General features: G+C 53.6%; 18 protein-coding genes. All 18 read left to right on the top strand.

The genetic code is table 11. The features are described from left to right. Positions 1 to 289 precede the first annotated feature (289 nt). Complete coding sequence (locus QTL79_RS03005) at positions 290 to 955, top strand: amino acid ABC transporter permease (RefSeq protein WP_346353454.1); 666 nt, start codon at positions 290 to 292, stop codon at positions 953 to 955. Further along, positions 942 to 1,661, top strand: coding sequence for an amino acid ABC transporter ATP-binding protein (locus tag QTL79_RS03000; RefSeq protein WP_346353453.1), 720 nt, complete (start codon positions 942 to 944; stop codon positions 1,659 to 1,661). The genes QTL79_RS03005 and QTL79_RS03000 overlap by 14 nt, the downstream gene beginning before the upstream one ends. A gap of 144 nt (positions 1,662 to 1,805) precedes the next feature. Next, complete coding sequence (locus tag QTL79_RS02995) at positions 1,806 to 2,003, top strand: cold shock domain-containing protein (protein WP_346353452.1); 198 nt, start codon at positions 1,806 to 1,808, stop codon at positions 2,001 to 2,003. A 382-nt stretch (positions 2,004 to 2,385) separates the two neighbouring features. Continuing rightward, complete coding sequence (gene hpf / locus QTL79_RS02990; protein WP_346353451.1) at positions 2,386 to 2,913, top strand: ribosome hibernation-promoting factor, HPF/YfiA family; 528 nt, start codon at positions 2,386 to 2,388, stop codon at positions 2,911 to 2,913. Between the two features lie 415 nt (positions 2,914 to 3,328). Continuing rightward, positions 3,329 to 4,585 (top strand): [FeFe] hydrogenase, group A, encoded by a 1,257-nt coding sequence (locus QTL79_RS02985; RefSeq protein WP_346353450.1) that lies wholly within the window; start codon positions 3,329 to 3,331, stop codon positions 4,583 to 4,585. Positions 4,586 to 4,599: 14 nt separating this feature from the next. Continuing rightward, complete coding sequence (locus tag QTL79_RS02980; RefSeq protein WP_346353449.1) at positions 4,600 to 4,911, top strand: iron hydrogenase small subunit; 312 nt, start codon at positions 4,600 to 4,602, stop codon at positions 4,909 to 4,911. A 14-nt stretch (positions 4,912 to 4,925) separates the two neighbouring features. Further along, positions 4,926 to 5,594 carry a cytochrome b/b6 domain-containing protein gene (locus QTL79_RS02975; protein WP_346353630.1) on the top strand — a complete coding sequence of 223 codons (669 nt, stop codon included), beginning with the start codon at positions 4,926 to 4,928 and terminating at the stop codon, positions 5,592 to 5,594. Between the two features lie 305 nt (positions 5,595 to 5,899). Then, on the top strand, positions 5,900 to 8,410 hold the full coding sequence (secA, locus tag QTL79_RS02970) for a preprotein translocase subunit SecA (RefSeq protein WP_346353448.1): 2,511 nt from the start codon (positions 5,900 to 5,902) through the stop codon (positions 8,408 to 8,410). 221 nt (positions 8,411 to 8,631) lie between these two features. After that, positions 8,632 to 9,733 (top strand): peptide chain release factor 2 gene (gene prfB, locus QTL79_RS02965; protein WP_346353447.1). Its coding sequence is split into 2 segments (ribosomal slippage): positions 8,632 to 8,703 and positions 8,705 to 9,733, totalling 1,101 coding nucleotides; the frame shifts between segments, so codons are not numbered across the junction. An 11-nt stretch (positions 9,734 to 9,744) separates the two neighbouring features. Next, entirely contained in the window at positions 9,745 to 10,422 is a 678-nt protein-coding gene (locus tag QTL79_RS02960; protein WP_346353446.1) for an LmeA family phospholipid-binding protein, read from the top strand. Positions 10,423 to 10,468: 46 nt separating this feature from the next. Further along, positions 10,469 to 12,490 (top strand): DUF5693 family protein, encoded by a 2,022-nt coding sequence (locus QTL79_RS02955; RefSeq protein WP_346353445.1) that lies wholly within the window; start codon positions 10,469 to 10,471, stop codon positions 12,488 to 12,490. A gap of 1 nt (position 12,491) precedes the next feature. After that, a complete protein-coding gene (gene csaB, locus QTL79_RS02950; RefSeq protein ID WP_346353444.1) occupies positions 12,492 to 13,586 on the top strand; it encodes a polysaccharide pyruvyl transferase CsaB in 1,095 nt (364 codons plus the stop codon). Positions 13,587 to 13,588: 2 nt separating this feature from the next. Then, on the top strand, positions 13,589 to 14,437 hold the full coding sequence (locus tag QTL79_RS02945) for a YitT family protein (protein ID WP_346353443.1): 849 nt from the start codon (positions 13,589 to 13,591) through the stop codon (positions 14,435 to 14,437). A gap of 58 nt (positions 14,438 to 14,495) precedes the next feature. Next, entirely contained in the window at positions 14,496 to 15,338 is an 843-nt protein-coding gene (locus QTL79_RS02940) for a transketolase (protein WP_346353629.1), read from the top strand. A gap of 15 nt (positions 15,339 to 15,353) precedes the next feature. Next, on the top strand, positions 15,354 to 16,292 hold the full coding sequence (locus QTL79_RS02935; protein ID WP_346353442.1) for a transketolase family protein: 939 nt from the start codon (positions 15,354 to 15,356) through the stop codon (positions 16,290 to 16,292). Positions 16,293 to 16,551: 259 nt separating this feature from the next. Beyond that, entirely contained in the window at positions 16,552 to 17,238 is a 687-nt protein-coding gene (gene ftsE, locus QTL79_RS02930; protein ID WP_346353441.1) for a cell division ATP-binding protein FtsE, read from the top strand. Beyond that, complete coding sequence (ftsX, locus tag QTL79_RS02925) at positions 17,228 to 18,115, top strand: permease-like cell division protein FtsX (RefSeq protein ID WP_346353440.1); 888 nt, start codon at positions 17,228 to 17,230, stop codon at positions 18,113 to 18,115. The genes ftsE and ftsX overlap by 11 nt, the downstream gene beginning before the upstream one ends. A 51-nt stretch (positions 18,116 to 18,166) precedes the next feature. Continuing rightward, the gene (locus QTL79_RS02920; RefSeq protein ID WP_346353439.1) at positions 18,167 to 19,294 is read left to right on the top strand and encodes a murein hydrolase activator EnvC family protein; all 1,128 of its coding nucleotides are present in this window, start codon (positions 18,167 to 18,169) and stop codon (positions 19,292 to 19,294) included. Positions 19,295 to 19,337: the final 43 nt, after the last annotated feature.

The following is a 19,337-nucleotide window of genomic DNA, read 5'->3' as shown; positions in this document are numbered from 1 at the left end:
GATGACTGGTCCACTTCAAATTCTCGTGTTAGCGCATTCTATTTTTCAATTTTCTACACTCTGACCGCTGGCGCTTAGGGGCGGTTTCCTTTTTTTCAATCGCCTGCTTTTCGTGTTGATTTGCTAACATCGTTCGTCTTACTATGTCGACGTTGTGCCTTTGCGATTTTAAAAAAATCTCCAACTTTAGCCTTACAATCATTGACAGGGTAGGGTTGGATGCATATAATCAGTATGTGCATTTATATGCAAGGCTTTTTTGATTATAAAGACAAGGGTGTGACTGGGTATGGATTTGAATTTTGAACTCATTAGCCGCTCCTTGCCTCTGCTGCTGGCAGGGGCGATGGTGACTGTTAAGATTACGGCGCTAAGTGTGGCTTTCGGCCTTTTCATCGGCATGCTGATGAGCCTTGGGCGTCTCTCGAGCAAGTGGCTGCTTAGGGCCTTTGCCGCGGTCTATGTCGATTTTGTGCGTGGTACGCCGCTTTTGGTGCAGATCTTCCTGATTTATTTCGCGTTGCCGCTTATCGTCGGCCAGCGCGTCGATCCGTTCATTGCCGCGATCACGGCGTGCAGCATCAACAGCGGTGCATACGTTGCGGAAATCTTTCGCGGCGGCATCCAGTCGATCGATAAAGGGCAAATGGAAGCGGGACGCTCGCTGGGCATGACCTGGGCGCAGACGATGCGTTACATTGTTTTGCCGCAGGCGTTCAAACGGATCATCCCGCCGCTTGGCAATGAATTCATCGCGATGCTGAAAGACTCGTCGCTGGTTTCGGTCATCGGTTTTGAAGAATTGACGCGCAGCGGCCAGCTGATCATTGCGCGAACCTATGCCTCGTTCGAAATCTGGACGATGGTCGCGCTCATCTATCTGACGATGACGTTCACGATTTCGCGTCTCGTGGCTTATTTGGAGCGGAGGTATAAGATCGATGATAAGCATTAAGAATATACATAAAAAATTCGGCCAACTGCATGTCCTAAAAGACGTCAGTCTTAAAGTGGCGGAACAGGAAGTCGTCGTTGTAATCGGACCGAGCGGCTCCGGCAAGAGCACGCTGCTCAGATGCATCAATTATTTGGAAGAGCCGAGCAGCGGCGAAATCGTCGTCGACGGCATTCCGCTGACGAATGAATCCAACATTAATAAAGTGCGCGAAGAAGTAGGTATGGTCTTCCAACGCTTCAACCTCTTTCCGCATATGACGGTTTTGGAAAACATCAGCCTGGCGCCGCAAAAAGTGCGTAAGCTGGCGCGTGCGGAAGCGGAAAAAATTGCGCTGGATCTATTGGAAAAGGTCGGCTTGTCCGACAAGGCGAAAGCGTATCCGGAGCAATTGTCGGGCGGACAGCAGCAGCGGGTTGCGATCGCACGCGCGCTGGCGATGCGTCCTAAAGTAATGCTCTTCGATGAACCGACGTCGGCGCTTGATCCGGAAATGGTCAAGGAAGTCCTCGACGTCATGAAACAACTGGCGAATGAGGGCATGACGATGGTGATTGTCACGCACGAAATGGGCTTTGCGCGTGAAGTCGGTGACCGGGTGATCTTCATGGATGAAGGCTGCATTGTGGAAGAAGGAACGCCGGAGGCAATTTTCAGCGCGGCGACCGAAGAGCGCACGAAGAGCTTTTTGTCGAAAATTTTGTAAACTATTCGACCTTGTTTGACAAGGTTTGCGGGAATAGACCCCGTACATTACGTTGACAGTCTGATTTAGCCGATGATATACTAAACATGAGGTTCCAGTCTTTGGATTGGCCGTAGAGTTTTTATGTATTAGGAGGAATTGGACATGATTGGTAAGGTAAAATGGTTCAGCGCAGAAAAAGGTTTTGGTTTCATCGAGAGAGAAGACGGTGCTGACGTATTCGTACACTTCTCCGCTATTCAAGACGAAGGATTCAAATCCTTGGCCGAAGGTCAAGAAGTTGAATTTGAAATTGTAGAAGGCGCTCGTGGGCCGCAAGCTGCCAACGTCTATAAGTCATAATTCATAAATCGCCAACCCGGTTGCGTAAAAGCAGCCGGGTTTTGTGTTATCAAGAATAAAAGAACGTTTTAAAGCGAGACGATTCCGGCGGCCCGGGCAGCGCGGCATGATGCGGCGTTTTGACGGCTGAAACGCGCAGCAACTTCTGCGGCAGTGGCAGGCGTCTTTTTAACAGTGACTTTCCACTTTCTGTAATGTTTGTTTGCGAATATAGCAAGAGCCGAAAATCGATGAAAGCCTTTAAAAATGCGGCTTTGGAAGGTTGAAAAAAGAAATTGTAAAAAGATTTTGAAATTTTTATGGTGAACTTGGCTTTTTTAACAGGAATTTAACGCAGGGCGGCGAATATTACTTATAAGACACACGGAAGGAGATGGACAATATGACCATTGCCGTACGAGGAAAGAACATTGAAATCACTCCAGCGTTGAAAGATTATGTAACAAAACGTGTCAGTAAAGTCACCAAGTATTTCGATAATATAGGTGAGATGAGTGCTGTATTAAAGGTTGAAAAGGGACGTCATATCGTCGAACTGACTGTTCCTATCAATGGAATGATTCTGCGGGGCGAAGAAGCCACTGCTGATATGTATGCATCCATTGATCAAGTTGTGGAAAAAATTGAAAAGCAGATTGAAAAATATAAAACCAAATTGGCCAAACGCATGAAGAGCGGCACCTTCAAGAGTGAACTGGTGCAAAGCGCACTGCAGGAAGAGGATGATGACACCAAAGTCGTCAAGACGAAACGCTTCGCCGTGAAACCGATGTATGTCGAAGAAGCGGTGCTGCAAATGAACATGATCAACCATGACTTCTATGTTTTCACCAATACGGAAACGGAAGAAGTCAATGTGGTGTATCGCCGCAAAGACGGGCATTACGGTTTGATCGAACCAGAATTCTAATAAGACGCCCTGCCGGAGCCAATACCGGCAGGGCGCTTTTTCTTCTGCTGCGATGCAGATAACGGGCAATGCAGACTGTAAAAAAAGAGGACAAATCCGATAAAAACTTAAAAAACGTTTTTTTACTAGTTTTGTATAAAAAATACAAACTTAAATACAGTTTACCTATTTAATGTGAAAAACAAGTATGATATAATCACATTGTCCGTTAGGGCGCGCGTGAGAGATAGAGAATGTGCGCAGGGGTGGCAACGAGGCGTTTGTCGCCGTTGTTCCCCCTGCTTTTTTTTATCTAAATTTAGGCGTTAACCTAGCAGGGGAAGCGCGAATTGTGTCGAATAATAGCGAATAATGAAATATTAAGTCACAAAACGCGGTAAAGTATAGGGTAAAGAAAGTGTAGGGAGGATATGGGATGAAAGGTTTTCAGCAACAGGAATTGTCCCAGGTAATCACCATTGATCGCAAAAAATGCAAAGGTTGTGACAGTTGCAAGGCATTCTGTCCGAGCGATGCCATTGATGGGAAATATGGTGCCGTACATCACATCGACAAGGAAAAATGCGTTTTTTGCGGGCAGTGTCTGGTGAATTGTCCGTTCGGCGCACCGACGGATGTCGTGGATCCCGTAGCGGCCGTCGAGCAGAAGCTCGCGGACAAGCAGTTTACCGTAGTGACAACGATCGCGCCTGCGGTCCGCGTTGCGATCGCCGAAGAGTTCGGCATGGCGCCGGGGACGCTGGCAACGGAAAAGTTGTACAGTGCTTTGAACCAGTTAGGCTTTGTCATCGGCGATACCAATTATGCGGCCGACTTGACGATTATGGAAGAAGGCACTGAGCTGATCGGCCGGATCCGCCACCACCTTTTGGGTGAAACGGGCGAAGGCCATGTCGGCCCCCTGCCGCAGTTTACCTCATGTTGCCCGGCTTGGATCCGTTATACGGAATTATACTATCCTCAATTATTGCCGTATCTCTCCTCGGCCAAATCGCCGATGATGATGCACGGACCGTTGTTAAAAACGTATGCCGCGAAAGAGTTGTACAAGACGGAACCGGAAAAAGTTTTCGTCGTCGCGATCATGCCCTGTACCGCGAAAAAATTCGAAGCGGCGCGTCCGGAATTCCACAGTGCGGCCGAATATTGGCATAAACAGGGTCGCAGTGCAGATTACCCCGACGTCGACGTCGTCCTGACCACGCGCGATATCGCGCGTCTAATGAAACAAAAAGGCATCAACCTGGCGAATCAGTCGGAGCGCAGCGATAATAATCCGATGGCGCAGTACAGCGGCGCCGGAACGATTTTCGGCAACACCGGCGGCGTCATGGAGGCTGCACTCAGGACGGCCTACTATGTGATTTCCGGCGAGGAGCTGGGCGTGCTCGAGTTTACGCCGGTGCGCGGTTTACAAGGCGTCAAGGAAGCCAGTGTGCCGATCAAAGATGCTAAAACCGGCAAAGAGATTGTTTTGCAGGTGGCAGTCGTGCATGGCATCAAGGAAAACATCAAGGCGGTTGCCGATGAAGTGGTTGCCGGAAAATCAAAATATCACTTCATTGAAGTGATGAACTGTCCGGGCGGTTGCGTCAACGGCGGCGGACAGCCGATCAATCCGATGGGGACTTCGTGGACTGACAAATATAAGGCATTATTGCCCTGGAGTTAAGGAGGAGTCAGATAATGGCACGATATGATTATGTTGAAAAAGCGGTCAAGGTCAGCCGGCGTGAATTTCTCGGCGTGATGGGCGTAGCCGGTGCAATGCTCTGGGGCGGCGCGTATGTGGCCAGCGATTTGATTCAGGATCGGACCAAATACATCAAGATGCGGACCGCCGGTCTGTATAAGGATGACAAGAAAGCGGCCGTTCGGCAGAGCCATAATAACCCGGCCATCCAGGAGATGTATAAGAATTTTGCCGGCAAGCCGTTGAGTCCTTTGTCGGAAGAGTTGTTCCATACCCGCTATGTGAATCGGACAAAACTGGTGTAGGAGGATAGCTTGTGATGCATACACACGATAGCAATGAGTCGCGTGTTTTAAAACACGCATTGCCTTCCCGTTTGTTTCATTGGAGTCTGGTCTTGGGGTTTGTACCGGCGGCGATCACCGGATTTATCATCTGGCTTAAGCCAGGCGGTTCGGAGTTCGTGCATCAGGCGATGCAGATCCATATTATCGGTGCAGCGATTTTTTCGATTGCTTCGCTCTTGTATTTTATCTTTGCGTTCGACCGCGTCATCGCGTTCATTCGTTTGACGTTCACCTGGGAAGAAAACGACTTTGCCTGGTTGAAAGTCGGCGGCGGTTATCCGCAAAAAATGCTGCTCGGCAAGGAAATCCCGTTGCCGCCGGTCGACAAGATGCATGCCGGTCAAAAGCAGTTTGCGCTGGCGCTCCTGCCGGGCGCGCTGTTCCTGATCTTCAGCGGCTGGATTTTGTACGCGTTCATTCCGTTCGCGCCCAAAGCCTTCATCTATTGGCTGGATCTCGGACATCTTTGGATCGGCGTCGGTCTGGGACTGTTCATGTTCGCGCATATCTTCCTCGGCATCTACAACTGGGGTGAGTTCAAGACGATGTTCGGCGACGGAACGCAGTCGCTTTCGGAAGCCAAACATCACACGCCGCTCTGGGTGGAAACCAAGGTCGTGCCCAAAGACAAAACGGTGTAACATACTAGGTATAAACCCTCTCGCCGCGGCGAGGGGGTTTGCTTTTATGTAGGGGACGGTTAACACGAAGATGCGAAGAAAAGGAAGAAGGGAAGGAGGAAAGATAAATTTAAACTCTTCCTATCTTTGCCTTTCTTCGTGTTAAAAGCCCCGTCGTGCTGGTTAATCTGACAGATGATTTAGTAGCGAAAATGAACAGCAATCGTCTGGATTTTTTTGACTTCACGGCCCTGGTTGTGCTAAAATCTAAAATTAGGGCGTAGAATGTCGAAGCTAGCCCTGACAGAAGTAAGGAGCTGATTTCAGTGTTTGGGTTTTTAAAGAAATTGTTCGGTGATGACAACGAACGGGAAATCAAACGCATGATGCAATATGTTGAGCAGATTAATGCTCTGGAACCTACAATTGCCGCATTGAGCGACGTTTCGTTAGCCGCCAAGACCGTAGAATTCAAAAAACGCGTGGACGAGGGGGAAACGCTTGATCAGTTGATGCCGGAAGCGTTCGCCGTTGTGCGGGAAGCCTCGAAGCGTGTACTGGGCATGCGTCATTTTGACGTCCAGTTGCTCGGCGGCATCACGCTGCATGAAGGAAATATCGCGGAAATGCGTACCGGCGAAGGCAAGACGCTGGTCGCGACGCTGCCGGTTTATCTGAATGCATTGACCGGCAAAGGCGTGCATGTCGTTACCGTCAATGATTATCTGGCGCGTCGCGACAGCGAATGGATGGGCAAGGTTTATAATTTCCTTGGCCTGTCGGTCGGTCTGATCGTGCACGGGCTCGATTTTGCCGAGCGCCGCGCCGCCTATCAGGCGGACATCACCTATGGTACGAATAACGAATACGGTTTTGACTATCTGCGCGACAACATGGTCATCCATGCCGAGCAAATGGTGCAGCGGCCGCTCAACTATGCGATTGTCGATGAAGTGGACAGCATTTTGGTCGATGAGGCGCGTACGCCGCTGATCATTTCAGGACCGGGAGAAAAGTCGACCGATCTTTATTATGTCTTGGCCAAGGTCGTGCCGAAACTGATTCCGGGCGAAGACTACACGGTCGATGAGAAGCTGAAGACGGTAGCGCCGACGGAAAGCGGCATCGCGAAGGCAGAAAAGATGCTGAACGTTTCCAATCTCTATGAACATGAGAACATGGAAATGTCGCATCATTTCAACCAGGCGCTCAGAGCGCGCGCCTTGATGCATCGCGACCGCGACTATGTCGTGAAAGACGGCGAGGTCATCATTGTCGATGAATTCACAGGACGGCTGATGTTCGGCCGCCGCTATTCGGACGGTCTGCATCAGGCGATCGAAGCGAAGGAAAACGTGAAAATCGAACGCGAAAGCCAAACGCTCGCTTCGATCACCTTCCAGAACTTCTTCCGCATGTATGAAAAACTGGCCGGTATGACCGGTACGGCAAAGACCGAGGAAGCGGAATTCCAAAAGATCTACAAACTCGATGTCATCGTCATTCCGACCAATCGCGAAGTGACGCGTACGGACTATCCGGACATCATCTATAAGAACCGTCGCGCCAAATATCGCGCGGTCGTCGAGGAAATCATCGAGTGCCATGCCAAGCATCAACCGGTGCTGGTCGGCACGACTTCGATCGTTCAGTCGGAAATGCTGAGCGAGCAATTGAAAAAACGCGGCGTACCTCACAACGTCTTGAACGCCAAGTTCCATGAACAGGAAGCGAGCATCATTTCGCAGGCGGGCCAATACGCTGCGGTAACGATTGCCACGAACATGGCGGGTCGCGGCACCGATATCGTGCTGGGCGAAAACGTCGCTGCGCTCGGCGGTTTGCATATCATCGGCACCGAGCGGCATGAAAGCCGCCGGATCGACAATCAGCTGCGCGGCCGCGCCGGACGTCAGGGCGACGCCGGATCTTCGCGCTTTTATCTTTCGCTCGAAGATGACCTGATGCGCCTTTTCGGTTCGGACAACATCGCCGGCATCATGGACAAGCTGGGCATGGAAGAAGACGAACCGATCGAGCACAGTCTGATTACCCGTTCGATCGAACAGGCGCAGAAGAAGGTCGAAGCGCGCAACTTCGATATCCGCAAACATGTCCTCGAATATGACGACGTCATGAACCAGCAGCGCGAAGTCATTTATGGACAGCGGCGTCAGATTCTGCTCGGCGACAACCTGAAGGAAAACATCACGCATATGCTGGAGAAACTGGTGCAGGACATGCTCGATGCGCATGCCAATGAAAAGCTGTATCCGGAAGACTGGGACTATGCGGCGTTGATTGAAGAGTGCGAAGAATATTTTGCGACGCCGAAACTACTGACGGTCGGCGAGCTGGAAAAACTGAGCCGCGAAGAGCTGCACGAGCGTTTGCTGGAAGTGGCGCGCGACGGCTATGAAGCGCGTGAGGAAGCGTTCGGCGCGGATAACATGCGTGAACTGGAAAAAGTGGTCATGCTGAAAGTGGTCGACAACAAATGGATGGAACATCTCGATGCGATGGACATGCTGCGTGAGGGCATCGGCCTGCGCGCTTACGGCCAAAAAGATCCGCTGATCGAATATAAGATCGAAGCGTTCGATATGTTCCAACAGATGATCGAAAACATTCAGGGCGACATCGTCAAATACATGTACCATGTCAATATCGTGACGCAACCGGAAGACCGCCTGCAGCAGGCTCATGCCACGCACGGCGAAGACGGCGAAGCGGCGGCGAAGAAGCCGATCGAACACGGCGACCAGACCGGACGAAACGAACTGTGCCCGTGCGGCAGCGGCAAGAAGTATAAGAAATGCTGCGGCGTCAACGGATAGCGATGATGGAGCGGTTAGTGGCAGTACGGCTAAGGGCTCAGGGCTACGAGCTATGAGCCATAGCGATGGGCTAGGCAGAACGGCTAATGGCTTCGGGCTACTACGAGCCAATAGCCGTAAGCCATGAGCCAAAAGCCATGAGCCAATAGAGAAGAAATAGCGGACAGGCAGGGCGGGGCGAAAGCACGCCCTGTTGGCCGTGTGAAACGGGGTGGAATGCGTTGTTATTGGAAGATTTGCGTCTGCCGATAGTGGAGTTAGCTAAACAATTGCAGGAAGTGAGGGATTCTCTTTGACGTCGTCGGCAAAGAGGAACGAATCGCATTATTAGAAGACAAGATGGCGGCGCCCGGTTTTTGGGACGATCCCGCCGAAGCGCAAAAAGTCGCGCAGGAACTGACCGGCATCAAGGACAACATCGCGCAGTACTATCAGCTGACGCAGCGGCATGAAGACGTCGAACTGCTCTGGCAGATGGGTACGGAAGAAGAGGATGAAAGCGTCTATGACGAAGTGACCGCGGCGCTTGATGAAATGCGCAGCGAACTGGAAGCGCTGCAGCTGACGCTGCTCTTATCGGGCGAATACGACCGCAACAATGCGATTTTGACGCTGCATGCGGGCGCGGGCGGCACCGAAGCGCAGGACTGGGCGCAGATGCTGCTTCGCATGTATGTCCGCTGGGCGGAAAAGCAGGGCTACAAGGTCGAGACGATGGATTTTCTCGCCGGTGACGAAGCGGGCGTTAAAAGCGCGACGCTTCTGATCTCCGGACACAATGCCTACGGCTATTTGCGTTCGGAAAAAGGCGTGCATCGTTTGGTGCGCATCTCGCCGTTCGATGCCAGCGGCAGGCGGCACACGTCGTTCGCGGCGGTGGATGTGATGCCGGAAATTGACGACGCGGTCAGCGTCGACATCAACATGGTCGATGTGCGGGTCGACACCTATCGCGCCAGCGGCGCGGGCGGTCAGCATATCAATAAGACTGATTCGGCGGTGCGGATGACGCATATTCCGACCGGCGTGATCGTGCAATGCCAAAGCGAACGTTCGCAGATCAAGAACCGCGAGCAATGTCTGAAGCTGATGCGCGCGAAGCTGTTTGAACTGGAACGCAAGAAGCAGGAGAACATGCTCAGTGAGATTGCCGGTGATTATCAGGCGATCGAATGGGGCAGTCAGATCCGCTCCTATGTCTTCCATCCTTATAACCTGGTCAAGGACCATCGTACCGGTTCCGAGACCGGCAACGTGCAGGCGGTCATGGACGGAGAACTGACGCAGTTCATTGAAGCGTACTTGAAAGGCGATAGCAAATAAGGAGGCGCGCGATGAAAGGCTGGCGAAGAGGCGCGGCAACCCTGGCGGCTTGTTTGCTGCTGGCGGAATTATTGCTGCCGATGATCTGGGGACATTTTATCCTGGCCAAAGTGCCGGGCGCGTCAGACGACAGCGAGGTTGTGCTGTCGGGCCGTCCGGCGTTGGCCTGGCTGAGCGGTACGATACCGCGCATCGAGATGAACATACCGCAGCTGCAGGGCGAGAAACTCGCGCTCAGGCAGGTACATGGCGTATTCAGCGATGTGCATTTGTCGCTGAAGCAGCTTGTCAATGGCCGGCTGGAAAGCCTCACGGCCGGGCAGGTCGACGTGACGGCGACGATCGGCGAAGAGGAACTCGTGCGCTTACTGAGTCGCCCAGAAAAGGGCATCAAAGAAGTCAGCGTCACGATCACGCCGGACCTCGTTCTGGTGCAGGGGACGTTTTCCCCCGGCGGACTTCTTAAATTGCGCCTGTCACTCGAAGGTCAGCTGATTCTTCAGGATCAGGTCATCGTCTTGCAAACGAAAAAACTGATGATCAACAATAGCGATGCGAGCGGCTTGATTTGGTCGGCGCTCGGCAAGATTCCGGTCATGGACGGCAAACAATTGCCGTTCGCGTTGCGCCCGACAAGCGTCGTGCAGGAAGACGGACAGGCGCGCGTGCTGCTGCATGCCGGACGCTAGCGCTCCATAGGATAACGATATTTATTGCGTAAGGTGGTCGAAGTGTTTGAAAGAGTTTCGTTATAACCGGCTGCTCATCGCCATCATCGTCATAGGCCTGTTGGCTTCCTTGACGGTAGTCTGGCAGCGGCATCAGGTGGAAAAAGCAAACAACCAGGTTGAACTGGCGATGGAATACGAGGATGTCATCGAATTGGCGCAGCTTGACGGCGTGCCGACGGATGCATTGATGCAGCAGCTGAAAGCTGCGGGCGTGACTTCGCTCGCCGTTTATGAGACCAGTCTGGAAAAGTTAAGCAAGAGCGGCAAGGCGGCCGTGATTTCCGGCGCCGAGATTCAGAGCCTGCATCGCAGCGATCCGATCTGGCAGCCTTTGATCGCAGCCGGTCGCGTCCTGCCGCAGGATGTCTATGTAGTCGGCCAGGATGAGGCCTCGTTCAATGAGATCAGAGACGATCTGAGCCGCCGCCTCAGCCCGGAACGTGTCGCAGTGCTCGATGCGCCGCACCGGATCCTGGCGGCGAAGGCCAACTTTGAAAAGGTGCAGAAATGGAACCTGGGTCTGCCGCGCGCGGAAATACTGCATGCGGCGGAGCAGGGCTTCTATGTCATTGCCCGGCCGTCGAACTACACGAAAGTGGAGACGTCGGACGTTGAAAGCGTCTTCAACCGTATGGCAGGCATTGATACTATCTCGGCGGTGATGTTTGTCGGCGAGGAAGCGCTAGGCTTTCCAGATAAACTACCGCTGACGCTCGCCAAACTGAAAGAGAACGGCTACACGCTAGCGCTGATCGAACACCCGCTGCAGCTGCAGTTCGTTAAACAGGAAGGCTTGACAAATCTGGTGGCCGCCGACGCGTATCGCGCGGCCCGAGTCTATGTGATTCCGAAGGATGAGCAGCCGAAACTGCGCATGGCGGACGCGATTCAACGCTGGGGCGTTACCGATCAGGAACGCAACATCCGAATCAATCTCTTGCGCAAATTTGACAAAGCGGAACCGGGTAAGACGCTGGTGGAAACGAATCTGGCCTATGTCAGCGGCGTCAAGCAGGAACTGCTGGCCAAAGGCTTCACGCTGGGCAAGGCGGGCGTGTATCAGGATTATTTTGCTCCGGCCTGGCTGACCGCGCTCAGCATTGCTGGGGCAGTCGCGGCCGGCGTTCTTTTCCTGAGTCTGGTCCACCCGTTCGGCAAACGCTGGCAATATCTGCTCTGGCTGTTGCTCAGCCTCGCATTGACGTTGCCGCTGCTCAAAGGCGGCGGTACGCTGGCGCGTCAAATGGCCGCGCTGGCCAGTGCGATCCTTTTTCCGACCTTGTCGATGACCTGGTTTCTTGACGCCTGGCGAAAAAAGGAACTGAGCGGTAAAGGCAGTCTGGCGCGCATCATGGGCGATGGTTGCCTCTACTTGGCTTTGACGGTCGGCATCTCGTTGATCGGCGGTCTTTATGTGGCCGCGCTGCTGGCCGACGTGCGTTTCTTTCTTGAAATGGAAATTTTCCGCGGTGTTAAACTGACCTTTGTCGCGCCGATTCTGATGGTCTCGCTGACCTATTTCAGCCGCTACCGTTTGCTGGATGAAGTTCCGGCCGGCATCGGCGCGCAGCTCAAGGCGCTGCTTAATTATCCGGTACAGATCAAAACGCTGTTGGGCTGTGCGCTGGTCGCGCTGGTCGCGTTGGTTTATGTCGGACGTTCCGGTCATACGGCTGGCGTGCCGGTGCCGGACATCGAACTGAAACTGCGGGCCTTTCTGGAACGGGTCATGTTTGCGCGACCGCGGGAAAAAGAATTTATGATCGGTCACCCGGCGTTCTTCTTACTGGTTATGGCGGCTTACCGTCAATGGCCGCGTATTCTGCACTATGCGTTGGTGCTCGTCGCGACAATCGGGCAGGGCTCGTTGGTCGAGACGTTCGCGCACATGCGCACGCCGGTACTGATGTCGTTTGTCCGGGGTCTGGATGGAATGGCGGCGGGCATGGCGTTTGGCCTCTTGGCCGTAGTGGGCGTTCAGGTGCTTGCTTATCTGTCGTCCCTGCTGGGAAGGAGATCTGCCTGATATGACCGATATCGTAATTTCCGGTTACTACGGTTTTGGCAACGCCGGCGATGAAGCGATGCTGGCGGCCATGATCGAAGTGCTGACCGAACTGAATCCGTCGGCGCGGATTACCGTGATCTCCGGTAACGCCGCCGATACGCGAAAGCGCCATGGCGTCAAAGCGGTGGATCGGGTGAATGCGCCGGCCATCGTAATGGCGCTGGCAAAAAGCGATCTTCTGATCAGCGGCGGCGGCAGCCTGCTGCAGGATGTGACCAGTGAACGTAGCCTGTATTATTATCTCGGCATCATCTATCTGGCAAAACGCTTAGGCACGAAGGTGATGCTTTATGCGCAGGGCATCGGGCCGGTCAACGGTTCGTTCGCGCAGTCGGTGATGCGCCGCGTGGGCAACCAGGTGGATCTGATCACGGTGCGCGACGAAGGTTCACGCGAAGAACTCCGGCGCTTGCAGATTACGAAACCGGCCGTGCATGTCACGGCCGACCCGGTCTTGGCGCTGCATCCGGTCGACAAGCATCTCGGTCGGACGATTCTGCGCCAGCACAATGTGGCGGGCGTATCGCCGCTGATCGGGATTTCGGCCCGCGACTGGCAGGGCCGGGAAAATTACCAGCAGGCGCTGATCGATGCGGCGCACCGACTGCAGCAAGAACAAGGCGCGCGCATCGTGCTCTTGCCGATGCAGTGGCCGGACGACCGCGCGGTATCGCAGCGTTTGGCCGAACAGATCGGCGGTCAGGTGACGGTGCTCGAAGGCGATTATACGACGAGCGAACTGATGTCCATCGTAGGGAATCTGGACCTCTTGATCGGCATCCGGCTGCATGCCCTGATTTTTGCCGCAGTGATGCAAGTTCCTCTGCTTGGCATTTCCTACGATCCGAAGATCGAACGATTCTTGGCGACACTTGGCGATCAGCCGGTGGGGAGTCTAGAGACCGTTACGGCGCAGAATCTGGCGGCACGTGCAGGGCAGCTGTTGACGGTCGACGGAAAGGAGAAGGAGCGGGCGACACTGCTTAACGGCTTACGTAAGAAAGCGCTTTTAAGCGCCGAACTGGCCTTGGAATTGGCCGACAGGAGGCGATAAGCATGAAAAAATTAGTAGTGAAAGATTATATCGGCATGACGGTGGGGATTTTTCTTTTGGCCGTCAGTTTGAACATGTTCCTTATTCCCAACAAGGTCGCTGCAGGCGGCATCAGCGGCTTGGCGACCGTACTTTATCATCTGACCGGCTGGCCGGTCGGCGTCGTGATGCTGGTCTTTAACATCCCGTTATTCTTGATCGGCGTAAAGATCCTCGGCGCGCGTTACGGTATGAACACGCTCTACGGCGCGGCGATGCTCTCGATCATCATTGACGTGACCGCGCCGTATACGCCGGTGATGACGCATGACTTACTGCTGGCTTCGCTCTATGGCGGCGTTGTGGGCGGTGTTGGCTGCGGCCTTATTTTCCGTTTCAAAGGCAATACTGCAGGAACCGCGCTGATGGCGGCGATTTTGAACAAGGTCTTTGGCATTCGAATCGGGCAGGCTCTTTTGATGTCGGATTTCGGCGTCATCGTCTTTGCCGGCGTCGTCTTTCAAAGTCCGGAACTGGCGCTTTATGCATTAATTTCGATTTTTGTCTGCGCGCAAATCATTGATCTTGTCCAGGAAGGACCGACTACGGCGAAGGCGTTCTTCGTCGTTTCCAACAAGCCGCAGGAAGTCGGCGATATGATCATCGAACAGATGGATCGCGGCGTGACCTATTGGCAGGCGCGCGGCGGTTATACAGGCGATCAACGGGAAATGCTGCTGAGCGTCGTCGGACAGGGCGAAATCAGCCAGCTGAAAGAAATTGTCTATCAACTGGATCCCAAGGCGTTTGTCATCGTGGCGGATGCACATGAAGTCTTGGGCGAAGGATTCAAAGAGACGCCGATAAAATAGGAAGTGCGTCCATAGATGGTAGAAATACAGCAGTAAAAGAGACAAGGAGGATTTAATGATGGCAGACAAACTTACGCCGGAACAGATCAGCGACCTGCAGGCTAAGGCCCGGGTCATCCGCCGGAATATCATCGCTATGGTCAGCGAAGCAAAATCCGGTCACCCTGGCGGTTCTCTTTCCGCTACCGACATTTTGGCCACCTTATATTTTGCGGAGATGAAGGTGGATGCCAAGAATCCACAGGATCCTTTACGGGATCGCTTCGTATTGTCCAAAGGACATGCCGCTCCGGTGCTATATGCAACATTGGCAGCGAAAGGCTTTTTCCCCGAAGAGGAACTTCTGACGCTGCGTAAGATCAACAGCCGGATGCAGGGACATCCGAGCATCAAGGATTTGCCGGGCATCGACATGTCGACTGGTTCGCTCGGACAGGGTCTCAGCGCTGCTTCCGGCATGGCGCTGGCCGCACGCATGGATGGCCGCAGCAGCCGTGTATACGCCGTGCTCGGCGACGGTGAACTGCAGGAAGGCATGGTCTGGGAAGCAGCCATGTTTGCCGCGCATTATAAATTGGACAATCTGACCGCCTTTGTCGATTTCAACGGTTTGCAAATTGACGGACCGATCGAACAAGTCATGTCGCCGCTGCCGATTCCGGAAAAATGGCAGGCGTTCGGCTGGAATGTGCTGCAGATTGACGGACACGATCATCAGGCGATTTATGCCGCACTGCAGGAAGCCAAAGCGCATAAAGGCCGTCCGACGGTCATCGTCGCGAAGACCGTCAAGGGTAAAGGCGTTTGCAAGATGGAAAACGCAGTCGACTGGCATGGCAAAGCGCCGAGCCAGCAGGAATGCGAATTGTTCATTCAAGAACTCGAAGATTTGGACGACTAAGGGGAGGTGTGAATCATGGGAAAATTAGCTACACGTGAAGCATACGGCGACAGCCTGAAAGAACTGGGCGACAAGAATCAGGCGGTAGTGGTATTGGATGCCGACCTGTCTAAATCAACGAAGACGGTTGTATTTGCGAAAGCGCATCCGGATCGATTCATCAATGTCGGCATTGCCGAGCAGAATATGATGGGGATTGCGGCGGGCCTGGCTGCCAGCGGCAAGATTCCATTCGTATCCACCTTTGCCATGTTTGCAACCGGTCGTGCGTTTGAGCAAGTGCGCAACTCAATTTGCTATCCGAAGCTGAACGTCAAAGTGGCGGCGACGCATGCGGGTCTGACGGTCGGCGAGGACGGTGCATCGCATCAATCGATCGAGGATATTTCGCTGATGCGCAGTCTGCCGAACATGACGGTCATCGTACCGGCTGACGCCGAAGAAACTCGTCAGGCGGTCGAATTTGCCGCAAAGCATAACGGACCGGTTTATCTCCGCCTCGGCCGCATGGCTGTGCCGGATGTGGTTGGCGAAGGCTATCAGTTTGCGCACGGCAAAGCGCTGCAATTGGCTGACGGCAAGGATGTCACGCTGGCGGCTACCGGAATCATGGTCTCGGCGGCGCTCGAAGCGGCCAAGACCTTGGCTGAAGAAGGCATTAGCGCGCGCGTGCTGAATATCCATACGATCAAACCGATTGACCGCGACGCGATTGCGAAAGCGGCCAAAGAAACCGGCGCGCTGGTGAGCTGCGAGGAACACAGCGTGATTGGCGGTCTCGGCAGCGCCGTGGCTGAAGTATTGGCGGAAACCACGCCGGCGCCGATGGAACGGGTTGGCGTAAAAGACACCTTTGGCGAATCGGGTACGCCCGGCGATTTGCTGGTGAAATACGGCTTGACGGCTAACGATATCGTAGCCGCAGCAAAAAAGGCGATCAGCCGCAAGGCATAGCGTCGTTGGATCAGGGCGGTGGTCGCACACCGCCCTTTGCCTTTGCGGTTGAACGGATTCGACCGCAAAGGCAAAGGGGAAAACGGGCAGATGGCGCATGGCGGAACGGGCAGGACCGCTTTGAGCCATAAGCCATAAGCTCATAGCCTCCCTAGCCACGAGCTAATAATTTTATTAAAAATAAAGGGATTTTTCGATCGGCGTCTAACTTAAAACAGGATAGTTTATTACGATTTTTCACGGTGGGAGTGGCAAAACTTTGATTGAAATGGATGGCGTAACTAAGATTTATGACAATGGCTCGGTAGCCTTGTCCGATATTAACATCACGATTCCGCGCGGCGATTTTCTTTTTGTCGTCGGGCCGAGCGGCGCGGGAAAATCAACCTTTATTAAATTGTTGTTTCGCGAAGAGTTGCCGACGCGCGGTCATCTGATTGTTAACGGACGCAACGTCAGTGAACTGGCGAATGAAGATGTTCCTTTTCTGCGCCGCAGTCTCGGTATCGTCTTTCAGGATTATCGTCTGCTGCCGAAAAAGACCATTTATGAAAATGTCGCGTTTGCGATGCAGGTTATTGAAGCGCCGCGCCGCGAAATTCAAAAACGGGTCTATCATGTGCTCGATTTGGTCGGCTTGCGTCACAAGACGAAACATTTCCCGACCGAACTCTCCGGCGGCGAACAGCAGCGCGTCGCGATTGCACGGGCGATCGTCAACAAACCGGCGATCGTGATTGCCGACGAACCGACCGGCAATCTGGATCCGGAAACGTCCTGGGAAATCATGAAGATATTCGAACGGATCAACAAGGACGGCACCACGATGGTCATGGCGACCCATGATAAAACCGTCGTGGATGCGATGCGCAAACGGGTCATTGCGATTGAAAAGGGCCGCATTGTCCGTGACCAGACGGGAGGACTATACGGCTATGAAGATTAGTACCTGGGAATATTTCATCAAAGATGCGGTGGTCTCGTTAAAACGCAACAGCCTGATGAGTTTCGCCTCGATCAGCACAGTGGCCTTGTCGCTTTTGATTCTCGGCATGTTCCTCGTGATGGTGCTGAATCTGAACAACATGGCCTCCAACCTGGAATCGCAGGTTCAGATATCGGTCTTTCTTCAGGATAATCAAAGCGATCTCGAAATGCGCGAAGTCGGAACGCGGATCAGCAAATTACCGGGCGTCGTTCAGGTGACGTTTGTCACCAAAGATGAAGCGATGAAACGCTTCAAGGATCGTTTAGGCGATCAAAAAGGCTTGCTGAATGCTTTGGGCGACGGAAACCCGCTGCCGAATGCGTTTGAAGTAAAGGTCGAGCAGCCGGAGCGCGTCAAACCGGTGGCGCAGGCGATCGGCCAGCTGAAGGGCGTCGAAAACGCCAAATTCGGTCAGGACGTGGTGGAACAGCTGTTCACGCTGACGAAAATGATCCGGATTTTTGGCCTGGTTTTGATCATCTTCCTGGCGCTGGCGGCGCTGTTCATCATCTCGAATACGATTCGCCTGACGGTTTTTGCCAGACGGCGCGAGATCGGCATCATGAAATATGTCGGCGCGACCGACTGGTTCATCCGCTGGCCGTTCTTGATCGAAGGGATGATGCTTGGCTTTGGCGGCGCACTGTTGGCGGTGCTTCTTTTAAACCAGACGTATGGAGCGCTAGTCAACCAGGTGCATGATTCGCTGGCATTTTTGCCGTTGATTCCGAAATACCCGTTTATTACGAATCTGAGTGTAGTGCTGGTTCTCTTAGGTACCGGCATCGGCGCGCTGGGCAGCACGATTTCGCTGCGGCGCTTTATGGATGTATAATTTGCGGCTAAGGATTAAGAGCTAAGAGGTAAGGACAGGAGGGATGAGGATTTGAAATTCCGAAATTATGCGGCGATTTTAGTGACCGGAGCGATGCTGAGCGGACTCGTTGCGCCGGTGTTGGCGAATGAGCTTGAAGAGCAGCACCAGCAGGTTCAGCAGCAAATGCAGTCGCAACAGAACAAGGCGGCGCAGGCGCAGGAAAAGGTGAATAGCGTATCGGGAAGGCTGCAGGGCATACAATCCGATTTGGAAACCGCGCAGAAGGAATACAAAAGCATTCAGGCCCAACTGAGCCAGACCGAAAGCCAGATCGAAGCGAACAAAGTCATTCTCGTCCAGGCGGAAGGCCGTCTGGCAGAGCGGAGCAAGGTGCTTGACAAGCGGATCCGGGATATTTATCAAAACGGTCAGCTGAGCTATCTTGACGTATTGCTCGGTGCGAGCGATTTTGGCGATTTTACCACCCGGATGGACTTATTGAAACGCGTCATCAACCGCGACGTGGAGCTGATCGTCAAGGTCAAAGCCGAACGTCAATTGGTCATGCAGAAGAAGGAAGAGCTCGAACAGGATCGGGCCGTCATCCTGGAATTGAAGCGTGCGGCCGATGAGCGGAAAAAGATCATCGAAGCGCGCCGCAATGAACAAAAAGAAATGCTCAATATGGCGGTCGGCGAAAAGGAAATCGCCGAACAGGCGTATAATGAGCTGATGGATACGTCGCGGCGCATCGAGCAGATGCTGCGCAACCGTCAAAACGGCGGCGGGAAGAAAGGTCCGGCGGTCAGCAGCGGTTCAATGATGTGGCCGATTAACGGGGAAATCACATCGCCGTTCGGCTGGCGGACGCATCCGGTCTTCGGCAGCGCCCGTTTCCATAGCGGTCTCGATATCGCCGCCGATTATGGCGATACGGTAGTGGCGGCCGATGGCGGCGTAGTCGTACATGCCGACTGGCTCGGCGGTTATGGTAAGGCGGTCATCATTGAACACAGCAATGGCTTACAGACGCTGTATGGTCATAATTCGGAACTGGTCGTCAGCGAGGGGCAGGCGGTGTCGAAAGGACAGATGATTGCCCGTGCCGGTTCGACCGGCTATTCCACCGGACCCCATGTGCATTTCGAGGTTCGCCAAGGCGGTTCGCCGGTGGATCCCACTGGCTATTTGCCGTAGATCGAAGAGCAGGGTGCCCGCTTGGGCACCCTATTTTACTATA

Origin of the sequence: Azotosporobacter soli (assembly GCF_030542965.1) — a bacterium.
GTDB lineage: Bacteria > Bacillota > Negativicutes > SG130 > SG130 > Azotosporobacter > Azotosporobacter soli.
This window is presented reverse-complemented; position numbering and strand designations above follow the sequence as displayed.